At 62.5% G+C, this 25,244-nt stretch carries 14 protein-coding genes and 4 pseudogenes; 7 read left to right on the top strand and 11 right to left on the bottom strand.

All coding sequences use genetic code 11. The annotated features are described in order from the left end of the window. Positions 1 to 30 precede the first annotated feature (30 nt). Together QTA57_RS08500 and QTA57_RS08495 are read right to left on the bottom strand one after the other, a co-directional pair. Positions 31 to 1,104 carry a DUF2235 domain-containing protein gene (locus QTA57_RS08500; protein WP_290154522.1) on the bottom strand — a complete coding sequence of 358 codons (1,074 nt, stop codon included), beginning with the start codon at positions 1,102 to 1,104 and terminating at the stop codon, positions 31 to 33. Next, positions 1,091 to 3,389, bottom strand: a pseudogene (locus QTA57_RS08495) (xanthine dehydrogenase family protein molybdopterin-binding subunit). Before QTA57_RS08495 ends, QTA57_RS08500 begins: the two are co-directional and overlap by 14 nt. Before the next feature lie 150 nt (positions 3,390 to 3,539). Here QTA57_RS08495 and QTA57_RS08490 point away from each other — a divergent pair. Both QTA57_RS08490 and QTA57_RS08485 read left to right on the top strand, forming a co-directional pair. Continuing rightward, on the top strand, positions 3,540 to 6,557 hold the full coding sequence (locus QTA57_RS08490) for a valine--tRNA ligase (RefSeq protein ID WP_290154521.1): 3,018 nt from the start codon (positions 3,540 to 3,542) through the stop codon (positions 6,555 to 6,557). 123 nt (positions 6,558 to 6,680) lie between these two features. Continuing rightward, positions 6,681 to 7,791: pseudogene (locus tag QTA57_RS08485) on the top strand (pyridoxal phosphate-dependent aminotransferase). On the opposite strand, the gene QTA57_RS08480 reads toward QTA57_RS08485, so the two are convergent. After that, positions 7,788 to 8,978: a pyridoxal-phosphate-dependent aminotransferase family protein gene (locus QTA57_RS08480; RefSeq protein WP_290154519.1), complete on the bottom strand. Its 1,191-nt coding sequence runs from the start codon at positions 8,976 to 8,978 to the stop codon at positions 7,788 to 7,790. The pseudogene QTA57_RS08485 and the gene QTA57_RS08480 sit on opposite strands and share 4 nt — an antisense overlap. Before the next feature lie 127 nt (positions 8,979 to 9,105). On the opposite strand from QTA57_RS08480, the gene ygfZ reads away from it, so the two are divergent. Beyond that, positions 9,106 to 9,870, top strand: a complete 765-nt coding sequence (gene ygfZ / locus QTA57_RS08475; protein ID WP_290154517.1) for a CAF17-like 4Fe-4S cluster assembly/insertion protein YgfZ — start codon at positions 9,106 to 9,108, stop codon at positions 9,868 to 9,870. Positions 9,871 to 9,944: 74 nt separating this feature from the next. Here the strand turns inward: ygfZ and QTA57_RS08470 are convergent, their stop codons facing one another. After that, positions 9,945 to 10,403, bottom strand: coding sequence for a methylated-DNA--[protein]-cysteine S-methyltransferase (locus QTA57_RS08470; RefSeq protein WP_290154515.1), 459 nt, complete (start codon positions 10,401 to 10,403; stop codon positions 9,945 to 9,947). A 3-nt stretch (positions 10,404 to 10,406) separates the two neighbouring features. Beyond that, a complete protein-coding gene (gene yghU, locus QTA57_RS08465) occupies positions 10,407 to 11,273 on the bottom strand; it encodes a glutathione-dependent disulfide-bond oxidoreductase (RefSeq protein ID WP_290154513.1) in 867 nt (288 codons plus the stop codon). A 175-nt stretch (positions 11,274 to 11,448) separates the two neighbouring features. Here yghU and QTA57_RS08460 point away from each other — a divergent pair, with 175 nt between their 5' ends. Continuing rightward, positions 11,449 to 11,796, top strand: a complete 348-nt coding sequence (locus QTA57_RS08460) for a DUF1801 domain-containing protein (protein ID WP_290154511.1) — start codon at positions 11,449 to 11,451, stop codon at positions 11,794 to 11,796. 65 nt (positions 11,797 to 11,861) lie between these two features. Here QTA57_RS08460 and ileS read toward each other — a convergent pair whose 3' ends face one another. After that, the gene (ileS, locus tag QTA57_RS08455) at positions 11,862 to 14,828 is read right to left on the bottom strand and encodes an isoleucine--tRNA ligase (protein ID WP_290154510.1); all 2,967 of its coding nucleotides are present in this window, start codon (positions 14,826 to 14,828) and stop codon (positions 11,862 to 11,864) included. Between the two features lie 508 nt (positions 14,829 to 15,336). Between ileS and QTA57_RS18585 the strand changes: the two are divergent. Continuing rightward, positions 15,337 to 16,152 (top strand): annotated as a pseudogene (locus tag QTA57_RS18585) (Hint domain-containing protein); the annotation flags it as partial. A 232-nt stretch (positions 16,153 to 16,384) separates the two neighbouring features. Here QTA57_RS18585 and QTA57_RS08450 read toward each other — a convergent pair. The 5 genes from QTA57_RS08450 to QTA57_RS08430 form a co-directional block, all read right to left on the bottom strand. Next, on the bottom strand, positions 16,385 to 17,296 hold the full coding sequence (locus QTA57_RS08450) for a DMT family transporter (RefSeq protein ID WP_171561236.1): 912 nt from the start codon (positions 17,294 to 17,296) through the stop codon (positions 16,385 to 16,387). A 38-nt stretch (positions 17,297 to 17,334) separates the two neighbouring features. Then, positions 17,335 to 18,120 (bottom strand): putative GNAT family N-acetyltransferase, encoded by a 786-nt coding sequence (locus tag QTA57_RS08445; RefSeq protein WP_290154507.1) that lies wholly within the window; start codon positions 18,118 to 18,120, stop codon positions 17,335 to 17,337. Between the two features lie 6 nt (positions 18,121 to 18,126). Further along, positions 18,127 to 19,749, bottom strand: coding sequence for an FAD-dependent oxidoreductase (locus tag QTA57_RS08440; protein WP_290154505.1), 1,623 nt, complete (start codon positions 19,747 to 19,749; stop codon positions 18,127 to 18,129). Further along, a complete protein-coding gene (locus QTA57_RS08435; RefSeq protein WP_290154504.1) occupies positions 19,750 to 20,751 on the bottom strand; it encodes a YcjF family protein in 1,002 nt (333 codons plus the stop codon). It lies immediately after the preceding gene. 89 nt (positions 20,752 to 20,840) lie between these two features. Beyond that, complete coding sequence (locus QTA57_RS08430; protein WP_290154503.1) at positions 20,841 to 22,253, bottom strand: YcjX family GTP-binding protein; 1,413 nt, start codon at positions 22,251 to 22,253, stop codon at positions 20,841 to 20,843. 104 nt (positions 22,254 to 22,357) lie between these two features. On the opposite strand from QTA57_RS08430, the gene truA reads away from it, so the two are divergent. Further along, positions 22,358 to 23,137, top strand: a complete 780-nt coding sequence (gene truA / locus QTA57_RS08425; RefSeq protein ID WP_290154501.1) for a tRNA pseudouridine(38-40) synthase TruA — start codon at positions 22,358 to 22,360, stop codon at positions 23,135 to 23,137. Continuing rightward, positions 23,134 to 25,161: pseudogene (gene selD, locus QTA57_RS08420) on the top strand (selenide, water dikinase SelD); the annotation flags it as partial. The gene truA and the pseudogene selD, both read left to right, overlap by 4 nt. Between the last annotated feature and the right edge of the window lie 83 nt (positions 25,162 to 25,244).

The raw sequence follows: 25,244 nt of genomic DNA, 5'->3' as shown, positions 1-25,244 counted from the left end.
GGCAACGCGGCCCGCGGAGGGTTCCCGGATTCACCCGGGGGCGTGACGCGGGCCGCCGCCCCGCAAGACCACACCCCGCTCTGCCGCGGCCGCCTCTGCCGAAGGGTGTATCCGCTCGGACGGATCGCGCCCAATCACCCGCCGATGACGCGACCAAAACGCTTTGCTCCACCCCGACATCGTGCCAACCGACGGCGCCGTAACATCGGTCAGATAGCGCGTGCGCCAATGTTGCGGCAGCGGCAGACCAGAGGCCGCCGCCTCGCCCAACATCCAGACCAGTGGGATGTTCGACAAAGGCCGCGCCGCGCGCAAGCCGCCCAGTTGCCCGCCAATGTCGCCATGCGCGCCCCGGAACCAAACCTGCTGCACTTGCCCAGCCCGCGCCGCATCGACGCTCCACAAAACCGGCGCATACACATCGCGGGTTTCGTCCATCGCCAGCGCATGCCGGGCCTCTTTGGTCGAGGTCCCTAAACCGTCACTGTGATAGGGATGCGGCTTGCCCATGAACCGCCAAACCACCGGCCAGCGCAGGCCCAAAGCGCGCACCGTGTCATAGACGCCCATAAAGGCGATCTCGACCTTTGGATGGCAGAGCGCGGCCTTCAACGCCGCCGCGCGCGGACCGTCTGGATCAGACCGGTAATGCTCATAGACCCGCGCCAAGGTCTCTTCCTCAACCTGGGCCGCGCGCAGCAAGCCCATCTTGTCGATCAACCCGGCCAGCGAGCGCACCGCATAGGCCCCACGCGAAAACCCCATCAGGAAAATCCGGTCTCCGGGCTGATAGTTCCGCGCCAAGAACAGATAGGCGCGCTTGATCTGTCGGTCGATCCCAACGCCGGCCAACACCTCCACCGCGCGCCGATAGCCGCGCCACTGAATCCCTGGCTCATAGTAGAGCGTGACGGGCTCTGACGGGCCAAGCTCCGACAACAACCGATAGGTCAGCCCGATATTGGTCTCTTGCCCACGTAGCAGGCTCGACATGGTCCCATCGAGCAGAACCACATGGGAATAGGCCGGGCGCACAACCGGCAGGCGCGGCGGCGCGCTGCGAAACCCCTTCAGACGGGTCCAGAGCCGGTTATTCCGCAGCAATGCCCCCTTCTCCCTCTTGCAACAGCGCCCAAACCCGCGCCGGTGTAAACGGCATATCCACCCGCCGAATACCAAGCGGCCAAAGTGCGTCTTGCACGCCGTTGGCCACAGCTGCCAAGGCGCCCACGGTTCCCGCCTCACCACAGCCCTTCATCCCAAGCGCGTTGGCCGTCGACGGCACCGGCTCGGTATGGAAATCGACAAACGGCATATCATCGGCGCGCGGCATCCCGTAATCCATGAAGGTCGCGGTCAGAAGCTGACCATCGTCATCATAGACCACGTGTTCGGTGATGGCTTGGCCAATCCCTTGCGCAACGCCGCCATGGACTTGCCCCTCGGCCAGCATCGGGTTCATCAGATTGCCGAAATCATCCACCACCGTATAGCGCACAACCTCGGTCACGCCAGTGTCGCGATCAATCTCGACCTCCGCGATATGGCAGCCATTCGGGAAGGATCGGCCCGGCAATTTCGTGGTCTCTTCAGCCACACAAAGCGCCGCCTGCCCCTCGGCCCGCGCCGCCTCAGCCGCCTCCAGAAGTGTCACGACCGTGTTCGAGCCCGGTGCACGGAATACGCCCTCTTCGGCATCGAAGCTGACATCCTCTGCCTCCATCATGCCTTCGACAAACGGCACCAGGCCGGAGATCAACGCATCCCCGGTGGCCCTGAGCGCGGTGCCCTGGGTTGTGACCGAGCGACTGCCGCCGGTCCCACCGCCATTAGCGATTTGATCGCTATCACCTTGAACGACCTCGATATCCGCAATTGGCAAGCCGGTCTGGTCATGCACAAACTGGGCATAGACCGTCTCATGCCCCTGCCCGTTCGATTGCGTGCCCACATAGACCTTCGCCCCGGTCTCGGTCAGCTCAATCTTCGCGGTCTCGCTTGGGTCGCCCAGAATGCTCTCGATATAGTAACACACGCCCAAGCCTCGGAGCTTGCCCGTTCTCTCGGAGACCGCCTTCCGCGCCGCAAATCCGGCCAGATCGCCCTCCGCCTCGGCCCGGGTCAAAAGCAGGTCAAACGCGCCCACATCGTAAAGCTCACCCACGGCGGTCTTATACGGCATCTGCTCAGGTGCGATGAAACTCCGGCGGCGCAGCTCCAGCGGATCGACACCCAACTCGCGGGCCGCATAATCCATCGCCCGCTCCAGCGTGTAGATCGCCTCGGGCCGCCCGGCCCCGCGATAGGCATCGACCTGTGTCGTGTTGGTATAAATGCCGCGATTGTTCATATAAATCGCCTGCACATCATAAACGCCGGTCAGTACGCGGCTGAACAACTGGCTCTGAATCGGCTGACCGAATTGCGAGTTATACGCCCCCATATTCGAGAGCGACGACATGCGATAGGCGGTCATCTTGTAATCGGCGTCAAAGCCAAGCTCCGCGATACAGACCAGATCGCGGCCCGCATTATCGCTCAGCATCGCCTCGGTCCGCTCCGACATCCAGCGGACCGGTCGGCCAAGCGCGCGCGCTGCATGCGCCACCAGGAAATACTCAGGGTAATCCATCCCCTTCATACCAAACCCGCCGCCCACATCCGGCGTCGTCACGCGAACCTCCTCCGCGTCCAGCCCGAACCATTTGGCCAGGGCCGCCTGTACCCCAAACGCCCTGCCCGTTCACCGCCAGATGCAGCCGGTCGCCCTCAAGCTCGGCGTAACACCCCCGCGGCTCCAGCGAGTTCACAATGATCCGGTTGTCCTCGATCTCAAACCGCACCCGATGCGCCGAGCCGGCCAAAGCGGCTTCGGTCGCCTCTTCATCGCCCAGACCCCAATCATAGGCCAGATTCTCCGGCGCCTCGGGGTGCAACTCCGCTCCGCCCGGCTGCACAGCCATATGCGGCTCCAACTCGTCGAAATCGAAGCGGATCATCTCGGCGGCATCTTTCGCTTCGGCCAAGCTCTCGGCGACCACAAAAGCCACCGGCTCGCCGACAAACCGCACCCGCCCCTCAGCCAAGATCGGCCGCGCGGGGGCCGCGCCATCCGACCCATCGCGGTTCTTCACCGTCGAAAACTTCATCGCATTGGCCAGCCCCGCCGCCGCCAAATCGGCCGCACTCAGCACCAGATGCACCCCCGGCGCTTCCCGCGCATCGTCCAAGTCCAACTCGGTGATCTCCCCATGCGCCACGGGGCTTCGCAGCACATAGCCAAAAAGCGCGCCCTCCGGCGCGATATCATCGATATACCGACCATGCCCGGTCAGCAGGCGGGTGTCCTCCAACCGGGTGACCGGCTGGCTGGTTCCGAATTTCGTCATGGGGTATGTCCTCGCAGCAAACTGCTTTCAAACCGAGATTAACGGCCCAAACGCCAGTGTCCAGGCCCCCTGGACCGGATCGAGGCTTGGCCTTTCCGGCGCGCTTCGCTAGATGATCCCAGACAGACAAAACCCCAAGGGTATAAGGCGATGGAAAAGACCTTTAACGCAGCCGAGGCCGAGGCCCGGATCTACGCGGAATGGGAAGCCTCGGGCGCTTTCAAAGCTGGCGCAAACGCGTCGCGCGACGAGACCTTCTGCATCATGATCCCGCCGCCGAATGTGACCGGCTCGCTGCATGTGGGCCACGCCTTTAACAACACGCTGCAGGACATCCTGACCCGCTGGCACCGGATGCGCGGCTTCGACACGCTCTGGCAACCAGGGCAGGACCATGCAGGCATCGCCACGCAGATGGTCGTTGAGCGCAAACTGGCCGCCGAGGGCAATGCCACCCGCCGCGATCTGGGCCGGGAGGATTTCCTGAAGAAGGTCTGGGAGTGGAAGACCGAAAGCGGCGATACCATCATCAACCAGCTCAAACGCCTCGGTGCCTCCTGCGACTGGTCCCGCAACGCTTTCACCATGTCCGGCGCGCCCAATGCGCCCGACGGCGAGCAGGGCAATTTCCACGATGCGGTCATCAAGGTCTTCGTGGAGATGTATAACAAGGGCTACATCTATCGCGGCAAACGCCTGGTGAACTGGGACCCACATTTTGAAACTGCGATTTCCGACCTCGAAGTGGAGCAAATCGAGAAAGACGGGTATATGTGGCGCCTGCGCTATCCGTTGGAGGATGGCGAGAGCTATGAACACCCGGTGGAATTCGACGCGGACGGCAATGTCACCGACACCGAGACCCGCGATTACCTGACCGTCGCCACGACCCGGCCCGAAACCATGTTGGGCGATACCGGCGTCGCGGTCCATCCCGATGACCGGCGCTATGCCCATCTGATTGGCAAGCACGTGATCCTGCCGATCACCGGGCGGCGCGTGCCTATCGTGGCCGACAGCTATGCCGACCCGGAAAAGGGCACCGGTGCGGTGAAAATCACCCCGGCCCATGATTTCAACGACTGGGATGTGGGCCAACGCACCGGCCTTCGCGTCATCAACGTGATGGACACCAAGGCCGCGATGGCGCTGCGGGGCAATGCCGATTTCGCCGAAGGTTGCCCGGAAGACCTGATCGCGGCCGCCATCGAACGGCTGGACGGAGCCGACCGCTATGAGGCCCGCGATGCGATTGTCACCTGGGCCGAGGACAATGGCTGGCTCGATGGGATCGACGCAGATCGGCACATGGTCCCCCATGGCGACCGCTCCAAGGTTTCGGTCGAACCGTTCCTGACCGATCAATGGTTCGTAGACACCGCCAAGATCGTCGAACCCGCATTGGAGGCGGTTCGCAACGGGCGCACCAACATCATGCCCGAGCAGCACCGGAAGGTGTATTTCAACTGGCTGGAAAACATCCAGCCCTGGACCATTTCACGCCAGCTCTGGTGGGGGCACCAGATTCCGGTTTGGTATGCGGCGGACAGAGAAGCAATTGTCGCAAACACTTTAGAAGAACTAAAAAGAACGGCTTCTGTGGATCGTCGAACCAAAGATGACGAGAAAAGAGATAAAATCGACGCTGCGATTGCTTTTGTTGAGCAGCAGCTTTTGGATATTCGTTCGGGCAACCTCGGCTCAGACGCCCTTGTCTACTGTGCGCCTAACGAGGCAGAAGCCCTACGACTTGCGAAGGAGCGAACTGGCTGCGAAGTGTTTTCGTTTGAGAATGAAGCCGAAGCTTTTGCGCATGTTGCTTCGCTAGAACCAACCAAACGCAATGACATTTACATCTACCGCGATCCCGACGTTCTCGACACCTGGTTCTCGTCGGGCCTCTGGCCCATTGGTACGCTCGGCTGGCCCGAGCAAACCCCTGAACTGGAACGCTATTTCCCAACCTCCGTCCTAATCTCCGGCTTCGACATCATCTTCTTCTGGGTCGCCCGGATGATGATGATGCAGCTTGCCGTAGTCGATGAAGTCCCGTTCAAGGATGTCTATGTTCACGCCCTCGTCCGCGACGAGAAGGGCCGGAAAATGTCGAAGAGCATCGGCAACGTGCTCGACCCGCTGGAACTGATCGACAGCTACGGCGCCGACGCGCTGCGCTTCACCATGGCGTCCATGGCCGCGATGGGGCGGGACGTGAAACTCTCCGATGACCGCGTGGCGGGGTATCGGAATTTCGGCACAAAGCTCTGGAACGCCGCGCGGTTCGCGGAGATGAACGACTGCAAACCGATGGACGGGTTCGACCCCGCCTCTGTGACCCAGACCGTGAACAAATGGATCGTGGGCGAGATCGCGCGCGCCCGCGTCGCCCATGACGAGGCGCTCACCGCTTATCGCTTCAACGACGCCGCCAACGGGCTTTACGCCACCACTTGGGGCCGGGTCTGCGATTGGTATCTGGAATTCGCCAAGCCGCTTTTCGCCTCCGGCGACGAGGCCGTGATCGCCGAAACCCGCGCCACCATGGCCTGGGTGATCGACCAGTGCCTGATCCTGCTCCACCCAGTGATGCCCTTTGTCACCGAAGAGCTTTGGGGGCAGATCGCCGAGCGCCCCAAAATGCTGATCCATGCCGATTGGCCGAGCTATGGCGCGGAACTGATCGACGAAGAGGCCGACCGGGAAATCTCCTGGGTCATTGCCATGATTGACGAAATCCGCTCCGTCCGGATGCAGATGCATGTGCCCGCTGGCCTGAAAGTGCCGCTGTTGCAGGCCGAGTTGGACGCGCGCGGCCAAGCCGCCTGGAACCAGAACGCCGCGATCATTCAGCGGATCGCGCGGGTCGATAGCCTGACCGTTGTCGATAACTTACCGAAGGGTGCCGTGACCGTGGCGGTTGAGGGCGGTGTCTTCGGTCTGCCGATCGCCGATATCATCGACGTGGATGAGGAGAAGGCCCGGCTGGAGAAGGTCTTGGGCAAACTGGCCAAGGAGTTGGGCGGGTTGCGCGGACGGCTCAACAACCCGAAATTCGCCGAAAGCGCGCCTGCCGCCGTGGTGGAGGAAACCCGCAACAATCTCGCCGTCCGCGAGGAGGAAGAGGGCAAAATCCGCGACGCTCTCGCCCGACTCGAAGAGATCGGCTAGGTCAGGTCGCAGCTGTGACGCATCAAATAGGTTACGAAAATCGCCGAGGCGCGGATTTTTCGTAACCTATTCGGCATCACTCCCGGCTTGTGCTTTGCCTCGATTTCGGGCTTCTCTCCGGTCATGACCGGACCTCGTTATGCCCAACTTGTCGAAACCCTGCCCGCCTCCGTGCCCTTTGTCGGCCCCGAGACACAGGAACGCGCCCGTGGCGCAGAATTTGCCGCCCGGTTGGGGGCCAATGAAAGCGTGTTCGGGCCCTCGCCGAAGGTGAAAACCGCAATCGCCGAGGCCGCGCAGGATGCTTGGATGTATGGCGACCCCGAAGCGCATGAGTTGCGCCAGGCGCTGGCCGCCCATCATGGTGTCAGGTCGGAAAATATCGTTGTTGGGGAAGGGATTGACGGGCTCCTGGGCTATCTCTGCCGGCTGCTGATCGCGCCAGGGGATGCGGTGGTGACCTCCGTCGGGGCCTATCCGACCTTCAACTATCACGTGACTGGTTTTGGCGGCGCGCTGCATCAGGTGCCTTATCAAGGCGATCACGAAAACCCCGATGCGCTGATCACCCGCGCCCGGGACGCGCGCGCCAAGCTGATCTACTTGGCGAACCCGGACAATCCGATGGGAAGCTGGCATGGCGCCGCGACGGTGCAGGCGATGAGACGACGCGGTGCCCGACGGATGCCTGCTGGCGCTGGATGAAGCCTATGTGGACACAGCACCGGCGGACACGGCGCCGGCTTTGGATATGGACGATCAGCGCGTCATTCGTTTTCGCACCTTTTCAAAGGCTTACGGGTTGGCGGGCTTGCGGGTTGGCTATGCGCTGGCCCATGCGGATCTGATCACGGCTTTCAACAAAATTCGAAATCATTTTGGCATGGGGCGGCTGGCGCAAGCCGCCGGACTGGCTGCGCTGGAGGATCAGGCGTATCTCAATAGAACCATCGCCGAGATCGCCAAAGCCCGCGATCGGATTGGCCAAATCGCACGCACAAATGGGCTGATACCGCTGCCCTCGGCAACCAATTTCGTGACGATCGATTGCGGTAGCGATGGTGATTTCGCCCGTGCAGTGTTGGCCGCGCTGATCAAACGCGGGATTTTCGTGCGGATGCCGTTTACCCCGCCGCAAGACCGCTGCATTCGCGTGTCATGCGGCAGAGAGTCCGATTTGGCTCTGTTCGAGGCCGCGCTGCCGGAGGCGCTCTCCGAGGCAGAGGCCAGTTAAGCAGCGCCTGAAATCACCTCGGCAGCCGCGCTCAACCCGTTGGGGTCATGCGCGATTTGCAATGCACTCATGCCCGCCTGGAGGCTGCCCAACACGCCCAGAACCATCTGCGCATTCACATGGCCCATATGGCCAATGCGGAAATAATCCTCTGGCGCATCGTCCATGCCAAGCGGCACGCCTAGGGTCACGCCCGCCTCGGCAATCATCCAATCGCGCAGCCGCGCGCCGTTGCCGCCGCCCATATTGACGGTGGTCACCGCGTTGCTGCGTTTGTCGGCCTCGGCGATGTTCAATCGCATCGCGCCGCTTTGCCCCCAGGCTTCGAAGGCCGTCCAGATCGCCCGGGCGAGAGTCGCGTGGCGACCCCAAACCTGCTCCAGCCCCTCTTCCTTTAGGATCATATCCAGCGCCACGCGCAGCCCATAGAGGTGATGCGTCGGGGCCGTTCCGCAGAAATACTTATAGAAGATGTCTGGATCGGTGCGCGGACGCCAATCCCAATAGGGCGTCACCAGATCGGCGCGGTCCCGGGCGGCCTCGGCCTTCGGACCATAATAGACAAAGCCCATGCCCGGCGGGGTCATCAAGCCTTTCTGACTGCCGGTGACCATCAGATCGACGCCCCAGGCATCCATCTCAAACGCGTCACAACCGAGACAGGCGATGTTGTCGGAAAACAGCAGCGCCGGGTGGTCCGCTGCATCAAGCGTCTGCCGCAGGGCCAAGATGTCGTTCTTGACCGAGGTGGAGGTGTCCACCTGAACCGCCAACACAGCCTTGATCTCATGGGCTTTATCCGCAGCCAGCGCCTCGGCGACGCGCGCCATATCGATATCCGCGGTCTGACCGAAATCGATCACTTGCGCCTCGACTCCAAGCGCCGTCGCCATCTCGCCCCATCCCAGACAGAACCGCCCGGTGCTCAGGATCAGAATCTTGTCACCGCGGCTGAGCGTGTTGGTCAACGCCGCTTCCCAGGCTCCATGGCCATTGCAGATATACATCGCGACGTTATGTTCCGTCCGCGCGACGGCTTTCAGATCGGGGACGATGGTGGCCACCATGTCGACCAACTCGCCGGTGTAGATATTCGGCGCGGGGCGGTGCATGGCTTGCAGCACCCGGTCAGGCATAACCGAGGGGCCGGGGATGGCAAGGTAGTGGCGACCGTTGGCAAGGCTCATGATGGGGTCTTTCTTTCGCGGATAAATCAGGGGTAAATCGGCGCGTGCGTGCGGTCAATTGGCTGGACAGGTCTTGGCAGGGACCCGGTCATGATTAGGTGTGATTTGAGATATCAGGAGCGGTGATATGCCAGGCGAAATTGCGACGGACCGAATGGTGCTAAAGATCGGTGGCGCGGATCGGGCGCATTTTCTGCACGGGTTGGTCACCCATGATGTGAAACCGGTCGGCGGCGGTTTGGTCTACACCGCGCTCTTAAGCCCTCAAGGGAAGTATCTGGCCGATTTCTTCTTGCTGGATCAGGGCGATCACATCCTCCTGGATGTGAAGGCGGAGATCGCCCCGAAGCTGGCGCAGCGCTTGATGATGTACAAGCTGCGCGCCGATGTGACGATTGAGGATAGCGGTTTGGGCGTCGTGCGCGGCTTGGGCGCAGTACCGGATGGTGCTTGGGCCGACCCGCGCGATCCGGCGCTTGGCTGGCGGGGCTATGGGATCGACGGTGAAGCACCGGAAATCGATTGGGTGGCGATCCGGGTGGCGCATGTGATCCCGGAAACCGGGGTCGAGTTGCGGCCAGAGGAGAGTTTTATCCTGGAAATGGGGTTTGATCGGCTCGCGGGCGTGGATCATCGGAAGGGCTGCTATGTGGGCCAAGAGGTGACGGCGCGGATGAAGCATAAGACGGAGTTGCGCAAAGGTCTGGCTCAGGTTGAGATTGATGGGGCGGCACCGGTTGGCACGGAGATACTGGCCGAGGATGGACGCGCTGTTGGGGTGCTGCACACGCAATCGGGCAACAAAGCGCTGGCCTATCTGCGGTTTGATCGCGCGGGCGGGCCGATGACGGCCGGAGACGCGCAGCTAACCTGGTCCGGCACCAAGGGGTGAGGGCGCCGGAAAATATGAATTTTCCGGGCCGGAATTTTTAAAAATTCCGGTTCCCTCTCAACGATGAACGTCTCTTAGATCAGCAGGGAGGCCGCCCCTTCATGGCGCAGTAGCGCAACCTTGGTCTCCACCCCGCCTGCGCCGGAAAACCCGGTCAGGCCCTTGGCCCCCATCACCCGGTGGCATGGAATGAGGATCGGGATCGGATTGCCGCCGCAGGCTTGGCCAACGGATTGTGCGGATTGATCGAGGTCTTTCGCGATCTCGCCATATGTTCGCGTATAGCCAAAGGGAATGGCCGAAATCGCATCACAAACCGCGATTTGAAAGTCAGACCCCTTTGCGGCCAGCGGCACCGTAAACTCGGTCAAGTCCCCGGCGAAATAGGCGTCAATCTCGGCGACCGCTTGACGTAGGACGGGAGTTTCTGCCGCCCCCGCCCCTGCCCGCCAATTGACAGCCGTGATCGCGCCATCTTCCTCGGTCAGGGTTAACCAACCGACGGGGGTTTCGACGCTTGCCTGTGCCGCCATCGGCTACTCCGCTGCATCCAGTTTGTCTTGGGTCTTGGTCTCGAAATCGCTGGCATCATGGCGCTCATGAAGCTGCATCTCGGGCTCACCGAAGGCGCGGTTGACCATCCGGCCGCGCTGCACGGCGGAGCGGGCGTCGATACGTTCGGCCCAGTCCACCACATGGGTGTAGCTGGCCACATCCAGAAACTCCGCCGCGCTATAGAGACGGCCCAGAACCAACTGCCCATACCAGGCCCAGATCGCCATATCGGCAATCGTATAGACCCCGCCGGCCATCCACTCGTTATCCGCCAAATGCCGGTTCAGCACATCGAGCTGGCGCTTGGTCTCCATGGCGAACCGGTCGACCGGGTATTGCCATTTCTCGGGCGCATAGGCGTAGAAATGGCCAAACCCGCCGCCCAGATAGGGCGCGGACCCCATCTGCCAGAAGAGCCAAGACAGCATCTCGGGCCGATCTTTCGCGTCGGTCACGAAGGCCCCATGCTTCTCGGCCAGGTAGAGCAGGATCGCACCGGATTCGAAAATCCGCGTCGGCGGCGTGGTGGAGCGATCCATCAGCGCAGGGATTTTCGAATTGGGGTTCACATCGACAAAGCCACTGCCGAACTGATCGCCCTCGGAGATGTTGATCAGCCAAGCATCGTATTCGGCATCTGCATGGCCCGCGGCCAACAGCTCCTCAAGTAGAACCGTGACCTTCACCCCATTGGGCGTCGCCAGGGAGTAGAGCTGCAACGGATGTATACCCACGGGCAGGTCTTTGTCATGAGTCGGCCCGGCGATGGGCCGGTTGATCGAGGCGAATTCACCCCCATTGCCCTGCTCCCAAGTCCAGACGGTGGGCGGGGTGTAGCTGTCAGTCATGTCGGTTGGTCCTTTTCTTGCCGAACGGCAGATGCGTTGCCATCAATCTAGACCGCCGGGGCGGGCAACCCAAGCCACAGGTCCGTGTTCTCTGATGCACAATCGCACGCGTGCCAAACGCGTGAGGTTGATCCAAAGCAATACCGACAATGCAACCTTGTGGCAGAATTGGGTTATGGCCAAAGCACCGCCCACAATTCCCGAATATATCGCCGTCAGACCCGAACCGGTTCGGGAGTTGTTGGAGGCGTTGCAATCGCTTCTCGAAGATACGCTTCCAGAGGCCGCTTCCGGCATGAAATGGGGCGCGCCCGTTTGGTTCAATGCAGAGGGGGAGCCCGTCATCTACCTCTATGGCGGCAAAGCCCGCGCACATCTTGGCTTTGTGCATGGTGCCGAGTTGGATGACCCGGACGAATTGCTCAAAGGCGCCAGCAAGACTGGGCGGCATGTGAAACTGCTCCCCAGTCAACCCTTGCCGACACCGGCGCTGGTGGCCTTGATCCGGCAAGCCGCAAACTGACCAGCCAAAGGCACCAAATCGCCACGGCGTGCCGCGAGCCGCTCAGCCCGCGACACATGTTCGGATCAGCTTAGCGCCTCATCGCACCGCCCGCAGACACCCGGATGCGCATGCCGCCCCACATCGGGGAGGATTTTCCAGCAGCGCTGGCATTTCTCGCCCTCGGCAGGTTCGAACACCACGCCGACGCCCTCGGTTTCTGGCAAGCGGAACGCCTCCGCCGGGACCGGGTCTCCGGTCAGGGTCAGGGCGGAGGTGATCGTGATGTCGTCAAACGCCACGGATTTCAGAACCTCCAGCATCTCGGGGTCACGAGCATGGACCACGGGCGCGGCCTCAAGCGAGGCACCGATCACCTTGTCCTGACGCTGGATCTCCAAGGCCGCCGTTACAACCCGGCGCGCGGTGCGGATCTTGGCCCATTTCTGCGCCAGCGGCTCATCGCGCCATTCGCCGGGCGTATCCGGGAAATCCATCAAGTGGATCGAGCTGTCATCGCCCGGGAACCGCTCCAGCCAGACCTCCTCCATCGTGAAGACCAGAACCGGCGCGAGCCAGCTGGTCAACCGGTGGAACAGGATATCGAGCACCGTACGCGCCGCGCGCCGCCGCGCCGTGTCTCCGTCGCAATAAAGCGCGTCTTTGCGGATGTCGAAATAGAGGGCCGACAAGTCCGTCGTCGCAAAGGTGAAAACCGCCTGGAACACGCCCTGGAAATCATAACTCGCATAGCCCGTGCGCACCTGATGATCGAGCTCGGCCAGGCGATGCAGCACCCACCGTTCCAACTCCGGCATCTCGGCGGGCTCCACCCGGTCGGCCTCGGTGAAATCGGCGAGGCTGCCCAACATGAAGCGCATCGTGTTGCGCAAGCGGCGATAGCTGTCGGCGACGCCTTTCAGGATTTCCGGCCCGATCCGATGGTCATGCACATAATCGGTCTGCGCCACCCAAAGGCGGAGGATGTCAGCGCCGTATTGCTTCACAACCTGCTCAGGCACGATGGTGTTGCCCAAGCTCTTGGACATTTTCATGCCCTTCTCATCCAGCGTGAACGCATGGGTCACCACCGCGCGGTATGGTGCGCGCCCCTTGGTGCCGCAAGCTTGCAGCATCGAGGAATGGAACCAGCCGCGATGCTGATCGGTGCCTTCGAGATAGACATCGGCGATGCCATCCTCCGACCCGTCCTCGCGGTCCCGCAGAACGAAGGCATGCGTGGAGCCGGAATCGAACCAGACATCAAGGATATCAAAGACTTGGTCGTAATCCTCGGCATTGTGATCATTGCCCAGGAACCGCTCTTTCGCCCCGTCCTGATACCAGGCATCCGCACCTTCTTCTTCGAATGCGGCGAGGATGCGGGCATTCACCGCCTCATCGCGCAGGAGGAAGTCGGCATCCGTCGGCTTGGCGCCTTTCTTGACGAAACAGGTGAGCGGCACGCCCCAGGCGCGCTGCCGCGAGAGCACCCAATCGGGCCGCGCTTCGATCATCGAATAGAGCCGGTTCCGCCCGGTTTGCGGCGTCCATTCCACCAATTGATCGATGGAGGTCAGTGCCCGTTCACGGATCGTTTTGCCATAAGTGTCTTGGCCGTCCCCCACCTCGCGGTCGATCGCGGCGAACCATTGCGGCGTGTTGCGGAAGATCAGCGGGGCTTTCGACCGCCAGCTATGCGGGTAGCTGTGTTTCAGACGTCCGCGCGCCAAAAGCGCCCCAACCTCGACCAGTTTGTCGATGACGGTTGTGTTGGCGTTCCCCTCTTTGCCATTCGGCTTGAGGATCAGCGTGCCGCCGAAAAACGGCAGATCGGGCCGGAAAGAGCCATCTTCCAGCACGTTATAGGTCATCGACAGCCCGTATTTGACACCGATCTGATAGTCGTCATCGCCATGGCTGGGCGCAGTATGCACGAACCCGGTGCCAGCCTCGTCGGTCACATGATCGCCGGGGAGCAGCGGGACATCGAAATCCCACTCATCATCGGCGCCATCGGCCCCGCGCAACGGGTGCGCACAGGCCAGCGCGCCGAGCTCATCCGCGGTCACATCGCGCAACCGGCGATACATGCTGTCGTCGAGCCGCGCTTGGGTGAAGATGCTTTCCGCCAAGGTATCGGCCATCAGGTACCGCCGCCCGATTTGGGCCCAGCATTCCTCGGGCCGCCCCGTCACCTCATAAAGCCCATAAGAGATGTCCGGGCCGAAACAGATCGCCCGGTTCTGCGGCATGGTCCAGGGTGTCGTGGTCCAGATCACCACATGCGCGCCATCCAGATCGCCAAGCGGTTCCACCCGCCCGGTGGTCACGCCGTCGCCCATCACCAACGGATCGGTGCGGGTGTCGCTCAAGACCGGGAAGGTGACCCAGATCGTGTGGCTCTGGTGGTCGTGATACTCCACCTCGGCCTCGGCCAGGGCGGTTTTCTCGACCGGCGACCACATCACGGGCTTGGAGCCTTGATAAAGCGTGCCATTCATCAGGAACTTCTGGAATTCCTCGGCAATCACCCGCTCGGCGTGGAAATCCATCGTCAGATAGGGGTTTTCCCACTTGCCGGTGACGCCAAGGCGTTTGAACTCTTCGCGTTGGATGTCGACCCAACCTTGGGCAAAGTCACGGCATTCCTGACGGAACTCATTGACCGGCACGCTGTCTTTGTCCTGGCCCTTCTGGCGGTATTTCTCTTCGATCTTCCATTCGATCGGCAGGCCGTGACAGTCCCATCCGGGGATGTAGCGCGCGTCATGGCCCATCATCTGCTGCGAGCGGACGACCATGTCTTTCAGGATCTTGTTCAGCGCGTGGCCGATATGGAGATTGCCATTGGCATAGGGCGGGCCGTCATGCAGCGTGAAGGGTTTGCGGCCCTGTTTTTCGCGCAAACGGTCATAGATTCCGATTTTCTCCCATTTCTCCAGCCACATAGGCTCGCGCTTGGGCAGGCCTGCGCGCATCGGAAACTCGGTTCGTGGCAGGTTCAGCGTGGATTTGTAGTCGAGGTTTTGATCGGTCGTTTCGGCGCACATGATCGGCGTCCTTCGTCTCGGATGTCTCTTGAAATATCAGGGCGGTGCGATGGCTCAAACACCTTGTCCCGGCGTCTCAGTTCTTAGAGAGCCGGGGTTATAATTCGAATGATGATCCGCAAGCTGCGATACGTCATGGGGCGGTTTATAAGCTTGGTGTCAGGCGGGGTAAAGACACGCAAATGCGGCAGAAACGTCAGATGCCGTTATGCGGCGCAGCGTCGATTGCGTGGGCCAGGCCTGCACCGCACCTTGATCCGCGCGACGTCCCGCGACCGATTCGCGGTTGCGAGTTCTTCCGATAATCTCTGATCCGGGCCCAGCATAACCCGTTCGCGCACCGGCTCATGGCGATATCCTGCCGAAATCATGGGGCTTGCCCCGATTTCACCGGCGGAGTTTGGCCGTAGTTGAAAACGATGCCCTAGAATTGCCGCAAGGTGTTCATCTCCTGGCCCGCCTCTCCGATCATATAGGCTTATGGACTTTTTACTGAGTTGGATGCGCTGTGGTCGCTAGAACGTTCTTCGCGTTTGATAGCATTGGATTAACCGTCTCCAATGCATCGCCATCGCTCACCCCCGGCAGTTCGATTATCAACAACTCTGATACGCCGAACGGCACGATCTTCGAGTATAGCAAGGGTTTCGGGACAGAGGTCACGCTCGATGACACAGGTGGCGGTCGAAATCGGTTCAACGATGATGACGAAGCCGATCACGTCATCATCGATGGCGGTGGCATTGTGGCCGATGGCACCGAAGTCGAATCGGAATCACAGATCTTTCTGCGCGCGTTGGATGAGTTCGGCAATGAAACCGGCCCAACCATCACCGTCTATGTGTTCTCCCAAGGCGGTGTCACCTCGGATGTTTGGGGCTTTGCGACAGATACCGCGCTAGTCGACGGCACAAGCTATGTGAAAACCGGCGGCAATAATGACGGCACCTCGCGCTATCGCGATTTTATCCCGTGTTTCGGGCCCGGCACGTTGATACGCGGCTTAGACGGGTTGGTGGCGGTTGAAGACGTGCGGATCGGCGACCGGATTTGGACATTGGACGATCCATCTTGCGCGGTGTCATGGATCGGGCGAACCACCGTCCCGGCGCAAGGCACGTTTGCGCCGGTGGTGATTGCCGAAGGCGCGCTTGGAAACACCCGCGAGTTGTGTGTGTCGCCTGAGCATCGAATGTATCTCTGCGGCAGTGAAGTTGAGTTGCTCTTCGGCTGCGATAGCGCGTTATTGGCTGCGAAACATCTGGTTGGTCTGCCAGGGATCACCCGGCGCAGCGGTGGGCAGATCAGCTACACCCATCTGATGTTTGACCGGCACCGGGTGGTGGAGGCGGAGGGCTGTTTGAGCGAAAGCTTCTTCCCGGCCAATATGGCGATCTCCGCCTTGGACGAGGCACCTTTGGCCGAGCTGATCAGCCTCTTTCCCGACCTGATCCGCAGGCCCGCCGCCTATGGTCCGACCGCTGCACCCGTGCTCTGCCGGTTCGAGGGGAGGCTTATCGCGCCGCGCGGCTGGCGTCCCAATTGCGCAGCGCCGCCTAGCCGGTTTCTGCCGCAGCGCGCATCACCGCCCGCTCGCGCATCACGATGTAGAGTCCCGCCGCCAAGGTTAGGAGGATACCGGCCGCCGCCAAGCCGTTCGGCAGATCGCGGAAGATCAGCCAGCCGACCAGCGTGGCCATCGGGATCTCCAGATACTGCATCGGCGCCAGGGTCGCCGACGGCGCAAAACGCAGGCTCCAGGTCATCAACAGATGCCCCGCCGCGCCAATGGTCCCAAGCGCGACAAGCAGCCAAATGTCGACCCCCTGCGGCATGATCCACCCAATCGCAGGCGGGCTGCCCGGCCCCGGCGCGAAGAGAAACAGCGGCAACAAGATCGGCAGCCCCATCAGCCCCGCAACCGCCTGCAACGCCATCGGATCCACCTCTTTGGCGATCTGGCGCGTGACCAGCATGAAAAGCGCAAAAACAAGCGCCACGCCAAGCGGCAAAAGGGCGGGCGCGCCAACCTCGGCAAAGCTCGGCTGCACCACCATCAGGGTGCCGACAAAGCCAACCGCGCAGGCCGCCAAGCGGCGCGGGCCGACCTCCTCACCCAGGACGTATTTGCCCAACAAAAGCATGATGAACGGCATCACAAACGCAATCGCGATAGCATCGGCCAGCGGCAGATAACGGAGCGCCGTGAACATCAGCGCAAGCCCGGTGATCTGCAAAATCGTCCGCAGAAACATCAGCCGAGTGATCCGCCGCGACGGAAACAGGATCGCGCCCGCCGCCAGCGCCAGCGGCAAAAGCAGGAACCCTTGGGCCACAAACCGGACAACAATCAACTGCAGCAACGGGAAATGATCGCCGAGAATCTTGGCCAGCGCATCGGCCAAGGGAATCAGCATGCAAAACCCGAGCATTAGCAGGATGCCAAGAAGAGGACGGTCAGCGGTCATGCGCTAGAGGTGACATGTTCCGCCAGTGATGTCAGCCGTCAATAGCTGCCTTTGACAGCCGATATCAGCGTCTCGGCCAAGCTAAAGCCGCAGCGGCGATAGATTCGGCCCGGCGCGCCATCTCGATCCGCCACAATCACCGGGATTGCGTCTGGATCGCACGCCGCGGCCCACCCCGCGCCTGCGGTCACCAATGCCGCACAGATGCCCCGCCGACGATGACTGGGCCGGGTCTCCACATTTTGATAGCGCGCCGTGCCTTCGCCGAGAAAGACGCCCAGATCACCCACCAGCAGGTCCCCGTCAAACGCGCCGAGCCAACAGGCACCGCCCCCGGCGATCTGGCGGCGGCGCGTGGCGCACCGCGCCCGGACATAAGGCATATGTGCGACGCGATCATAGCCCTGTTCGACCCCCGTCTCGATTTGGAGCGCGATCACCTGCTCCCAATCCGCATCAGTCACAATCTGACGGATCGTGATCCCTTCTGGCGCTTCGCTCGCGATGAGAGGCCCGGTCAGGGTCAGGACATCGGCTTCGTCGAGGTCAAACCCCATTTTGACAAGCGCCGCATGGCCCGCGCCGCGCGCCATTCCCGGTGCATCCCAGGCCAGTGTCACATGCTCTGCATCGGGGAAATCGCGTTGAAATTGGGCAATCTGCGCCTCCGGATCAACGTGGTCCTCGCGGAAGATCACCATATTACCATACCAAAACGATGGCTCAGACGGGGTGCGTAGAACGATCCGATCCGGATAGGTTTCGACCTCGCTTACACCGGCCAAGACCGAAAGATCACTTCGCAACCCAAGCGAGCGCAGCATGGCACCTCACCCGTTCTCAGAAAGATGGTCCCAGACCCGGCTGATCACGACGGACCCTTCGCCGACGGCCGAGGCCACCCGTTTCACCGACCCGGCGCGCACATCGCCCACCGCGAAGATCCCTGGGTGAGACGTGGTGTAGGCCGAAGCCGCGCCGACTGCGGCCCCGGTTTTGACAAAGCCCTTCTCATCCAAATCCACATGGCCGGAGAGCCAGGCGGTGTTGGGCGCGGCCCCAACCATGATGAAGACGGCGCGGGTGTTGATCTGCCAATCGCGGCCTTCAGATTTGTCGCGGATGGTGACCGCTTCCAACTCCTCCTCGCCATGGCAGGCGGTCATCTCCGTTCGATAATGGATGGTGATCGCAGGGTCGGCTTCCAATCGGCTGAGCAGATAATCCGACATTGAGGCCGCGAGCGACGGCCCGCGCACCAGCACATGCACATGCCGCGCTGTGCGGCTGAGGAACATCGCGGCTTGCCCGGCGGAGTTGCCGCCGCCGATCACCACAACCTCGGTATCGCGGCAATAGCGCGCCTCGACATCGGTGGCGGCGTAATAGATCCCGCCATTTTCGAACCGCTCCAACCCATCAATCGGCAAGCGGCGATATTGCACGCCGGTCGCGACAACCAGAGCGCGGGCGCAGGTTTCCGACCCATCCTCCAATGCGACGCAGAAAGCGCCGTCAGAACGCACAGAAAGACCCGCCGCCCGGCGCGGCACGGCAAAGCGCGTGCCGAATTTCATCGCCTGCACTTCGCCACGCCAGCAGAGATCGGCCCCCGAAATGCCGGTTGGAAACCCCATATAGTTTTCGATCCGGCTGGAGGTGCCCGCCTGCCCGCCGATGGCCATATCCTCCAAAACCAGCGCATTCATCCCCTCTGAGCCAGCATAAACAGCGGCCGCAACGCCTGCCGGGCCGCCGCCCACGATCAAGACGTCATGCACCTCGTCCGGATCAAAAGAGAGGTCCAATCCGATCCGCCGCGCCAGCCGGGCCGGGGTTGGGTTCTCCAACACCTCGGATTTTCCGAAAATCACCGCGGGCTGTGCCTTGCCGATGGCGCATTGATGGGCCAAGGCCTCCGCCTCATGCTCATCCAACGTCAGCGAGCGCACAGGGATACGATTGCGCCCCGCGAAACTAGCGATCTGTCGGATGTTTCGATCCGCCTCCGCCCCGATCAGCGTGAGACTCGCCTGCCCGCTTTCAAGCAGGGCCCGGCGACGCGCCGCCAGAACCGTGATGATGATATCGGACATCTCTGGGATGCGCGCCATCAGGTCCAGCATCACCTCGCGCTCGACACATAAGACACGGCAGTCCTGCACCGCGCGGGAGCCCATCATCGTCTTACCACCCGACAAAAACGCAATGTCGCCAAAGAACTGCGTCGGGCCAAGCGTCGACGTGCCATAGCGTTCGCCCGTGCGCGCATCGACCGCTTCCAACTCCCCTTCCAGAAGATAGCAAAACGTCTCAAGCACATCGCCAGGGCGGAACAGATAATCCCCGGTTTTCAGCACCCTATCGGTGCCGACGCGGCGCATCGCACGCACATGGTCCTCATGCAGCGGCGTGCGCACCATCGTGCGAAGATCGGCGGCAAGCGATTCCATTTAGTCCTCCTTCTGGCCGAAAAGCCCGGTCAGGGCACGTTTCACGAGGGATGTAACGCTTGGGCGGCGATTGTCACCAAAAGGCAGCGGGCGACAAACCTCCATCGCGGCTACGCCAACACGTGCCGTCAACGCACCGTTCACAAATCCCTCCCCAAACCGGCGCGACACCTTCGACAGGACCGACCCGCCCGCCATCGAGCCAATCAAATCATCGCCGATGGCGACAGCGCCCGTGGCCACCAAATGAGTCAGAACCGCCCGGGTCAGCCGCCAAGCGCCAAGCGTGCCCGAGCGCCCGCCATAAATCTCCGCGATCCGCCGGATCATCCGCAGATTGGCCGTCAGCGCGGTGATCACATCGGCCAAGGCAATCGGCACCAGAGCGGTGACCGTCGCCACCTGTCGGGCGGCGGCCTCCACCTCACGCCGAGCGGCTTGGTCGAGCGGCACAAGCAGTTCGGCTTCGCTCAAGGCCAACAGGCTTTCGGCGTCGAAAACATCGCGGATCCGACGGTCCAAAGCTTCGCGGCCCAAGCGCAGTTCGGCCCGGCCTCGGTAGAGCGCCGAAAGCCGAGTGGCCACGTTGCGCGCCGCCCCCAAATCCGCAGCGCTCAGCGCCGCCTCTGCCTCACGCCTGAGATTGTCGAGCCGACCAAGCCGCGAAAACGCCGCCGCTTCCTTCAACGCGATCAGGATCAACGCCAATAGCACCAACCCTACCAGCCCGGTTGCCACCCATCCCAAGACTGGATTGGCCGCCAAAAGCCCAGTGACGAAATTCCACGCCGTGATCGAGAGCACGAACCCCAGAAGCGCCAATGTCGCTGCCCAGAAAAACCGCCCCAAACGCGACGGGCGGCGCGTGGCCAAAGCGGCCATGATCTGCATCGCCTGACCATTCGCGACCGGCAACGCATCGGGCACGGGCGGGGCCGCGCCCGGCCCCATCTCTGGCGCCTCGTCCAGTTCGATCAGCACGGGGCCTTTGCGGTCGGTCATGGCTGGGTCCTGCCTCTCTGCTTTCCAAATATCCCGGGGGAGACCCTAGGTCGGGGGCTGGCCCCCCTCTGCGATGTGCCGCATGCCCGTCATCTGAGTTTATCGCCGAGCAAAAACTCCGCTGCACTGTCGAGCCGAATATGCGGCGGCCCTTCCCCCGGCTTTAGCGATAACTGCGCCGGCGCAAAGCGCATCACATCGAAATCCGCGTCGAGCCAGGCCTCCGCGCCTTGGCGTGCCGGCACCATCAACGCATTGGGATCCTCAGGCAGGTCTCCGGGGTGAAACGCCGCCTGCTTGCCGCCATCCAGCAAGCTGCCCCGCACCAAATCGAGCGTTTCGCCGTTATGGGTTCGTGTTTCCTCCACCGTCGCGCGCAGCGCGGCAATCGCCATCGCCCGGGTCTTCGCCCCGGCAAAATCGGCCCGGTCGCGCGCGTCGCGCACCAAGGCCTCCATAATCGCGGTCAGCTTCGGGTGTTGCGTGTGATGCAGATGATCGGCCTTGGTCGCGGCAAAGAGGATTCTATCCGTCCGACGCCCCATGATCGCAGTCAGAAAGCTGTTCCGCCCCGGGCGAAAGGCGCTGAGGATGCCCGCCATCGTCTGGCGGAGGTCTTCCACAGCTTGCGGGCCCGAATGGATTGCGCCAAGCGCATCGACCAAGACGATCTGCCGGTCGATCCGGGAAAAATGATTGCGGAAGAAGGGTTTGACGACCTGCGCTTTATAGGCTTCGAACCGGCGGGCAAACTCGCGGGCGAGAGAGCCGCGCGGCGTGGCGCTTTCCGGCAACGGCGCGAAGGTCAAGGCCGGGCTGCCTTCCAACTCACCCGGCAGAAGGAATCGGCCCGGGGTGCAATCGGAAAACCCCGCCTCGCGCGCCGTCGTCAGATAGGCCGTGTATGCGCGCGCCAAGGCTTGCGCTTCTGGCTCTTTCAGCATCGCCGTTGGGTCAAGGTCATTCAGCTGCGCCAGATAAGACGCGCCACCGGGGCGGGTTTTGGCTTGTTCTAAGGCCGCAGCGGCCCATTGGGCATAGGTTTGGTCCAGCAACCCAAGATCCAACAGCCATTCGCCAGGGTAATCGACAATGTCCAGATGCACCGTCTTAGGCCCCGACAAGCCCGAAAGAAGCCCCTTCGGCTGCACCCGGAGCGACAGGCGCAATTCCGAGACTTGCCGCGTGCTCTCGGGCCAAAACGGCGCGGGACCGGTCAGGGCCGCGAGATGGGTTTCAAAATCGAACCGCGGGACGGTGTCATCCGGCTGCGGCTGCAAAAACGCCGCCTGGATACGGCCCGACTGAGTGGCTTCCAGGCCCGGCATCCGCGCGCGATCAAGCAGATTGGCCACCAAAGACGTGATGAACACCGTCTTGCCGGCCCGGCTCAGCCCCGTCACGCCCAGACGGATCACCGGGTCGAGAAAGGTCTCGGCCACGGAAGAGGTCACATCCTCGATCCCGCGGCCAACCGCATCCGCTACTCTTCCGATCACCACCGTCCACGTGCCTTTCGCCTGCCTCTGGATCAAAGAATAGTCATCGTGAGGCAGGGTTTACAGGGTTGATTGCGCAACCGCCCCGTTTACGGTAGCCCGCGCCCATGCCTCGATATGCCCTCAGACTCGAATATAACGGCGCGCCGTTTGCCGGTTGGCAACGCCAAGCCGACCGCCCAAGCGTACAAGGCGCTCTGGAAGACGCGCTGGCCAAATTGGAGGCCGATGTGCCGACAATCGCCGCCGCCGGACGGACCGATGCGGGCGTGCATGCCTGGGGTCAGGTCGCCCATTGCGACATGGCACAGGACTGGACACCGTTCCGCCTGTCTGAGGCGCTCAACTACCATTTGCGGCCCGCCCCGGTGGCGGTTTTGGCCTGTGCCAAGGTCGACGATGAGTGGCATGCCCGGTTTTCCGCACGCGAACGGCGCTATCTTTACCGGGTGATAAACCGCCGCGCGCCGCTGGTCCTGGAGGCGGGTCAAGCCTGGCTAGTGAAGGCGTCTTTGTCGCTAGAGCCGATGCAGGAGGCCGCCCAACACCTGATCGGGCGGCATGATTTCACCACCTTCCGCTCGACGGAGTGCCAGGCCGCCAGCCCGGTCAAAACCCTCGACGCGATTGAAATCACGACGCTAGAGACACCCCGCGGCCGAGAGTTTCAGTTTCGCCTGCGCGCACGATCCTTCCTGCACAATCAGGTGCGCTCGCTTGTGGGCACATTGGAGCGGGTCGGCGCGGGCACATGGACCCCTGAAGACGCAAAAGCCGCGCTCGAGGCCGCTGATCGCCAAGCCTGCGGTCCCGTCGCGCCGCCTTACGGGCTTTGCATGACTGGCGTAGGGTATCCAGACGACCCGTTTGAGGCCAGCGCGCCATGATCCCGGCCGTGCCCCTGGTCAAGGAACTGGTGCTGGTGGGCGGCGGGCATACCCATGCGCTGGTCTTGCGGGCCTGGGGGATGAAGCCGGTGCCCGGCGCGCGGCTAACCTTGATCAATCCCGGCCCCACGGCGCCCTATTCCGGCATGTTGCCCGGGCATGTCGCGGGGCATTACAGCCAGGATGATTTGCAGATCGACCTGGTCAAACTGGCCAGGTTTGCGGGTGCCCGGTTGATCATCGGGGCCGCGACCGGTTTGGATCGGACGGCCAAAACCATCACCATCGCGGGACGCGCCGCGCCCGTCGCCTATGACCTCCTCTCGATTGATGTGGGCGTGACCTCGGCGATGCCGAAATTGCCCGGGTTTTCCGAGCATGCGATCCCGGCCAAACCGCTCGATCAGTTTGCCGAGACCTGGGCCCGGTTTTGCGACGCCGCCCCCGCCGCACCCTCCGTGGCTGTCATCGGCGGCGGTGTCGCGGGCGTGGAACTGGCGATGGCGGCGCAGCATCGGCTGGAGAGCCTCGGGCGCACCCCGAGCGTCACAATCGTCGAACAGGCCGAGGCGCTCACCGCCGTGCCGCCGAAAAGCCGCGCGCGGCTGATCCAGGCGCTTGCCGATGCCGGGATCACATTGCGCCAGGGGACCGGCGTGGCCGAGGTCCGCGCCAAATCTCTGATGTTGGATGATAGCCAGATTATTGCCAGCGATCTCACCATTGGCGCAGGCGGCGCGCGGCCGCATGACTGGGTGGCGAATTTGGGGCTGGAGACCGAGCGTGGGTATCTGGTGGTCAATGATCAGCTCAGATCGGTCAGCGACCCATCGATCTATGCGGTGGGTGATTGCGCCCATCTGAGCTTCGCGCCGCGTCCCAAAGCCGGCGTCTTTGCGGTCCGCGCCGCGCCAATCCTCGCCCATAACCTGCGCGCCGAGCTGACGGGCGGACGCCCGCGCGCCTTCCGCCCACAGGTCGACTATCTGAAATTGATCTCTCTAGGCCAGCGCGTGGCGTTGGCGGAAAAACGCAGCGTTGCGCTCTCCGGCGCGCTGATGTGGCGTTGGAAAGACCGAATTGATCGGGCCTTTATGCAGAAATTCAAGGCATTACCGAAGATGCGCCCGCCAGCGCTGCCAGAAGGCGCAGCGGATGGCGTGATCGAGATGATGCGGGGCCAACCAATCTGCGGGGCCTGTGGCGCAAAGCTCGGACGCCAGCCGTTGCAAACTGCGCTCTCCAAGGCGCCAACGGGTCTACGCGACGATGTATTGAGCTGCCCGGGCGATGACGCCGCCGTGCTCAGCATGGGCGGAGCCCCGGTGGTTTTGACCACAGACCATCTTAGAGCCTTCAGCGCCGATCCAGGCCTTCTGGCCCGCGTCGCGGCCGTCCATGCAATGGGCGATATATGGGCCATGGGCGCGCGGCCACAAGCCGTCTTGGCAAACGTAACCCTACCAATCATGGCACCCAAAATGCAGGCCGCCTGGCTGGCCGAGATCATGGCCGAGGCCAGCGCCGTCTTCGCCGCCGAAGGGGCCGAGATTGTCGGCGGGCATTCCGCACAGGGGGCGGAGTTGAGCCTCGGATTCACGCTGACCGGCCTGCCCGACACCCGAGCAATCACCCTCGCGGGCGCGCAGGCTGGTGACGCGCTGATCCTCACCCGCAGCCTCGGCACCGGCGTGATCCTGGCCGCAGAGATGGCGCAAGTCGCGGATGGCAACATCGTCGCGGGTGCTTGGACGCAGATGAGCCAGCCGCAAGGCGATGCGGCAGCCCTCCTCGCGCCGGTCGCCCATGCGATGACGGATGTGACCGGCTTTGGCCTCGCCGGGCATCTAATCGGCATGTGCCAAGCCTCACACCTCGCGGCGGACATCACCCTCGCCGATCTGCCGGTTCTTCCCGGGGCCGAGGCGCTGATTGCAGGCGGTCTCCGCGCCAGCCTACATGACGAAAACGAGGCCGCGCTGGCCGGGGAAATCACCGGTGGCACCGGCCCGCGCCGCGCCCTGATTTTTGATCCGCAGACCTCAGGCGGGTTCCTCGTCGCGCTACCACCCGATCAAGCGGAGCACCCGTCACCCAGATTAGAACA

This window comes from Fontisubflavum oceani, assembly GCF_030407165.1.
Taxonomy (GTDB): Bacteria; Pseudomonadota; Alphaproteobacteria; order Rhodobacterales; family Rhodobacteraceae; genus Rhodophyticola; species Rhodophyticola oceani.
Note: the sequence above shows the minus strand (reverse complement) of the source record. Positions and strands in the feature narration are given on the sequence as shown.